The organism is Thermosynechococcus sp. OHK43, from assembly GCF_014466085.1.
Classification (GTDB): domain Bacteria; phylum Cyanobacteriota; class Cyanobacteriia; order Thermosynechococcales; family Thermosynechococcaceae; genus Thermosynechococcus.
This window is the reverse complement of sequence record NZ_JACOMP010000205.1, coordinates 1-2,949: the sequence shown is the minus strand read 5'-3', so window position 1 is coordinate 2,949 and position 2,949 is coordinate 1. Positions and strand designations below refer to the sequence as shown.

Below are 2,949 nucleotides of genomic sequence, written 5' to 3'. Positions count from 1 at the left end.
TGGTGGAGTTGGTCTCCTCCATCGAAAGGGTGAATCCAGAAGCAGAAAACAAAGGTAAACTGGAACCGAGTGTCAATGATATCATGACGCCTCCAGCAGAAGAACAGGAACGCCGTCGCAGCGATCCGAGCTTGGACTTCTTCCGTTCTATGGCCAAAGATCTAGGCCGTGGCTAAAGCCTAAAAACTTCTGGGGGTTGGCACTTGCGCATCCCAAGGCTGCCCCCTAGGATCAATACAGCCCTTTTTGCAAAGTCTCTCAGTTGCCAAGGAACACTTTGGATGAATGACCTTTGGAGCAGTGCCGCGATCGCCTATCTACACTACCTCAGCCTTATGGTGGCTTTTGCTGCCCTTGTGGTGGAGCACCTCACCCTGCGCAAAGACTTAGACCTCAAACAGGCTTGGCGATTGGTGATTGCCGATGCCTTCTATGGCATTGCTGCGGTTACCGTTCTTGTGACCGGAATCTTACGGGTTCTTTATTTTGGCAAAGGCACTGAATATTATTTAGGCAACCCTGTCTTTCACCTCAAAGTGGGCTTATTTATTTTAGTGGGGTTATTGTCGCTGTATCCGACGATTTCTTTCCTACTGTGGATTAAACCGCTGCGGGAAGAGAAAGTACCCACCCTCGAGTTGCCGACTGTGCAGCGCTTGACTTGGGTGATTCGGGCTGAATTGGCTTTTCTCAGCGCTATTCCCTTTTTGGCAGCGATGATGGCGCGGGGGATTGGTTTGGATTGGATTCAACGGTAAGACTCTTCAGCAGGGGGGCGATCGCCCCTATGATAGATCCTGCTGCCACGGATAAAACGGATGAGTCATCCCACGATTGAGTCCATTCTTCAGGAAAACCGCCTTTTTTATCCTTCCGCTGATTTTGTGGCCAAAGCGCGGATCAATTCCCTTGAGGCCTACAATGCCCTCTACGAAAAGGCCAAAGCTGATCCCGCTGCCTTTTGGGGCGAATTGGCACAGCAGGAATTAGAGTGGTTTCAACCTTGGGATCAGGTACTGGATTGGCAGCCCCCCAATGCCAAGTGGTTTGTTAACGGCAAAATCAACATCACCCACAACTGCTTGGATCGCCACCTCAAGACATGGCGCAAGAATAAAGCAGCTTTGATCTGGGAAGGAGAACCCGGTGATAGCCGCACCCTTACCTATGCCCAACTGCACCACGAAGTGTGCCAATTTGCTAATGTCCTGAAGCAACTAGGGGTGAAAAAGGGCGATCGCGTCGGTATTTATATGCCGATGATTCCAGAGGCAGCCATTGCCATGTTGGCCTGTGCACGGATTGGCGCTCCCCACTCAGTGGTATTTGGAGGGTTTAGTGCCGAAGCCTTGCGCGATCGCCTCATTGATGCCCAAGCCAAACTGGTTGTGACGGCTGACGGTGGCTGGCGCAAAGATGCCATTGTGCCCCTCAAAGAGCAAGTGGATAAAGCACTAGCCAATCAGGCGGTTCCCACCGTTGAAAATGTCCTAGTGGTGCAGCGCACTCAACAGCCAGTGACCATGGTGCCCGGCCGCGATCACTGGTGGCACGATCTGCAAAAGGGGGTCAGTGCCGACTGTCCTGCCGAACCTATGGACAGCGAGGATTTACTCTTTATCCTTTACACCTCCGGCTCCACCGGCAAACCCAAGGGCGTTGTCCACACCACCGCAGGTTACAACCTCTACACCCACATCACTACTCAATGGGTCTTTGACCTCCAAGATACCGATGTCTATTGGTGTACCGCCGATGTTGGCTGGATTACGGGTCACAGCTATATTGTCTATGGGCCACTGTCCAATGGGGCAACCACCCTCATGTATGAAGGGGCACCCCGCGCCTCCAATCCCGGTTGCTTCTGGGATGTGATTGAGAAGTATGGGGTCACCATTTTCTACACGGCGCCGACGGCGATCCGTGCTTTTATCAAAATGGGCGAACATTTGCCCCGGGCACGCAACCTCTCCTCCTTACGCCTGTTGGGAACCGTGGGTGAACCCATCAACCCCGAGGCATGGATGTGGTACTACCGCGTCATTGGCGGTGAGCGCTGCCCGATTGTGGATACGTGGTGGCAAACGGAAACCGGTGGTCATATGATCACCTCACTGCCGGGGGCAATTCCCATGAAGCCCGGCTCTGCCACCAAGCCCTTCCCGGGGATTCTCGCTGAGGTCGTGGACCTTGAGGGCAACCCTGTCGGCGTCAATGAGGGTGGCTATCTGGTCATTCGTCACCCTTGGCCCGGGATGATGCGCACCGTGTATGGCGATCCCGATCGCTTCCGCCGCACCTATTGGGAGCACATTCCACCTCGCAATGGTCAGTATTTTTACTTTGCCGGCGATGGCGCCCGCAAGGATGAGGATGGCTACTTTTGGGTAATGGGACGGGTTGACGATGTAATCAATGTCTCTGGCCACCGCTTGGGCACCATGGAAATTGAATCGGCATTGGTCTCCCACCCTGCCGTTGCTGAAGCCGCCGTTGTGGGTAAACCCGACGAGGTCAAAGGGGAAGAGATCGTTGCTTTTGTGATTCTGGAAGGATCGGCAACCCCCAGTGATGCCCTCCAACAGGAATTAAAGCAACACGTTGTCAAGGAAATTGGTGCCTTGGCACGTCCAGCGGAGATTCGCTTCACAGATGCCCTGCCCAAGACGCGGTCAGGCAAAATCATGCGGCGGCTCTTGCGTTCTCTAGCCGCAGGTCAAGAGGTGGTTGGGGATACTTCAACATTGGAGGATCGCTCAGTGCTCGATAGGCTGCGCCAAGGGGCTTGAGCGTCTCCCCTATCAATGGCCTTATAATTGGTTGGTAGGTCATGGCAAGTGGCATCCGCACAAAAACGCTAGTTCTTTTAGCAACGGCAGCCATTTTAGGCGGTGGTCTCTTGCTTTTTGAGCAACAACTGCCCGGCCCCAACAGCAGTGATACCCAAAC

At 53.8% G+C, this 2,949-nt stretch carries 2 protein-coding genes; both read left to right on the top strand.

Features of this window, described 5'->3' with window-relative positions:
- Positions 1-281: 281 nt before the first annotated feature.
- The gene (locus H8Q75_RS08805) at positions 282-758 is read left to right on the top strand and encodes a DUF2214 family protein (RefSeq protein ID WP_024125816.1); all 477 of its coding nucleotides are present in this window, start codon (positions 282-284) and stop codon (positions 756-758) included.
- 60 nt (positions 759-818) lie between these two features.
- Positions 819-2,789, top strand: a complete 1,971-nt coding sequence (acs, locus tag H8Q75_RS08800; protein WP_297041166.1) for an acetate--CoA ligase — start codon at positions 819-821, stop codon at positions 2,787-2,789.
- The last annotated feature ends 160 nt before the right edge of the window (positions 2,790-2,949 follow it).

Bases quoted from the DNA above. Each gene is read 5' to 3' on its own strand.
- H8Q75_RS08805 (WP_024125816.1), top strand. From the start codon at position 282: ATGAATGACCTTTGGAGCAGTGCCGCGATCGCCTATCTACACTACCTC.
- acs (WP_297041166.1), top strand. From the start codon at position 819: ATGAGTCATCCCACGATTGAGTCCATTCTTCAGGAAAACCGCCTTTTT.